At 72.2% G+C, this 2,584-nt stretch carries 1 protein-coding gene; it reads left to right on the forward strand.

What is annotated here, in order from left to right; genetic code table 11:
* Nucleotides 1-60: 60 nt before the first annotated feature.
* Nucleotides 61-2,584: GH92 family glycosyl hydrolase (locus ACWERV_RS36615; protein WP_452941197.1), on the forward strand; the 2,524-nt coding region annotated here is incomplete at its 3' end.

The raw sequence follows: 2,584 nt of genomic DNA on the forward strand, positions 1-2,584 counted from the left end.
CGGGCGCCCCACCACCCTCCGGGGCGCCTCTCCTCCCCCGTACGTCCGAAGGGCAGGAAAGTGTCAGCCAGATCCTCCTCCTCCGATTCCTCCCGCGGAAAACCCCGTCTGCGGCGCCGGGTCCTCACCGCGGCCACCGCCGTCACCGCGCTGCTGGGCCTCGGCCTCGGCGCCCAGACCGCCGCCGCGGCCGCACCCGGCGCCGCACCGGCGGACCCGGCCTCGTACGTCAACCCGCTGATCGGCAGCTCGAACGCCGGGAACACCTATCCCGGCGCCGTCGTCCCGTTCGGCATGCTCGCCTGGAGCCCGCAGACCTCGACGGGCAACCAGTTCTCCACCCCGGCCCCGGGCGGCTACCGCTACGACGCCACCCGGATCCGCGGTTTCAGCCTCACCCACCTCAACGGCGTGGGGTGTTCGGGTGCGAACGGCGACATCCCGATCATGCCGTTCGTCGGCGACGTGACCTCCTCGCCGAGTTCCGACACCCGCGACGCGGTCTACGCGAGCACCTTCTCGCACACCGCCGAGACGGCGCAGGCCGGTTACTACAAGGTCGCCCTCGACAGCGGCGCGACCGCGGAGCTGACCACCACCGCCCGTACCGGCACCGGTGAGTTCGGCTTCCCGGCCGACCGGCCCGCGAGCATGCTGCTGCGCACCTCCAACTCCGAGAGCGGGAGCAGCGCCGCCACGGTCAGCATCGACGCGGCCACCCGTACGGTGACCGGCTCCGTCGACGCCGGCAACTTCTGCGGGCCGCAGAGCGCCAACAACCGGCACGACACGTACACCCTGCACTTCACCGCCCAGTTCGACCAGCCCTTCGCCAAGACCGGGACCTGGACCGACGGCACGCTCGCCGCCGGCTCCACCTCCGCCTCCGGCGGCACCGGCTACAACAGCAGCGGCAACCCCACCGCGGGCAAGGGCTCCGGCGCCTACGTCACCTTCCCCGCCGGCACCCGCGACGTGCAGGTGAAGGTCGCCGTCTCCTACGTGAGCGCCGACGGCGCCGCCGCCAACCTCCGTGCGGAGAACCCGCCGTCGCGCTCCTTCGCCTCGGTGCGGGACGCCGCGCAGCGGGACTGGAACACCGCGCTGCGCCGCGTCGCGGTCTCCGGCGGCACCCCCGACCAGTTCAGCACCTTCTACACCGCCCTGTACCACTCGATGCTGGAGCCCACGCTCACCAGCGACGTGGACGGGCGCTACCTCGGCGGCGACCGCGCGATCCACCGGCTCGCCAAAGGCCAGCAGGCCCAGTACGGCACCTTCTCCGGCTGGGACCAGTACCGCGCCCAGGTGCAGCTGCTGACGCTCCTCCAGCCGCGGGTCGGCAGCGACTACGCCCAGTCGCTCTTCAACTACGCCGGCCAGCGCGGCGGTGAGTGGGACCGCTGGCTGCTGGAGAACGGCAAGACCAGCGTCATGTCCGGCGACCCCTCCGACGCGGCCCTCGCCGGGATCTACGCCTTCGGCGGCCACGACTTCGACGTCAAGGGCGCCCTCGCCTCGCTGGTCAAGGCCGCGACCGTGCCGACCGCCAACGACTCCGACAGCTCCGGCTGCAACGTCGAGTGCGTCGGCCAGCGGCCCGCGCTGGACCAGTACCTGAAGCTCGGCTACGTGCCGTCGGACAACTGCCACTGCTGGGGCGGCGCCGCCGAGACCCTGGAGGACGCGGCCGCCGACTTCGGGCTGTCCGAACTCGCGGGCGCCGTGGGCGAAAGGTCCGCGCAGAAGGCCTTCGCCGAGCGCAGCGGCAACTGGACCAACGTCTTCGACCCCAACGCCACCGCGCAGGGCGGCTACATGCGCGACCGCGGCTCCGACGGCTCCTGGGCCGGCGCCACCTTCACCCCGAGCACCGGCAACGGGTTCGTCGAGGGCAGCAGCGCCCGGTACACCTGGATGGTCTACTCCGACGTGGCCGGCCTCGCCCGCGCGATGGGCGGCGACGACACCGCGATCCAGCGGCTCGACGCCTTCTTCCGCGCCCCCGACGGCAGCTTCGACTTCTCCGCGAAGGACGCCACCCGCTACGACCCGACCAACGAACCCGACATCAACGCGCCCTACCTCTACGACTACTTCGGCGCGCCGTACAAGACCCAGCAGACCGTCCGCGCCGAGACCGACCAGCTGTGGACCAACACCCCCGGCGGCATCCCCGGCAACGACGACGCCGGCACCATGTCGTCCTGGTACGTCTTCTCCGCGCTCGGCCTCTACCCGCAGGTGCCCAGCCGCGCCGACCTGGTGCTGAGCACGCCGGTCTTCCCCAAGGCCGTGATCCGCACCGGCACCGGCCGCACCATCACCGTCAACGCCCCCGGGGCCTCGGCGAAGAACATCTACATCCAGCACCTGCGCGTCAACGGCGGCACGTCCGACAAGCCCTGGGTGCCCGCCTCCTTCACCACCCGCGGCGGCACCCTCGACTACACCCTCGGCGACACCCCGAACACCCGCTGGGGCAGCGCCGCGAAGGACGCCCCGCCGTCCTTCCGCACCGGTGAGGCGCCCTTCTTCGCGGCCGCCTCGCCCACGTCCGTGAAGATCGAACCCGGCAGCTCCG

Source organism: Streptomyces sp. NPDC004031 (assembly GCF_053604375.1).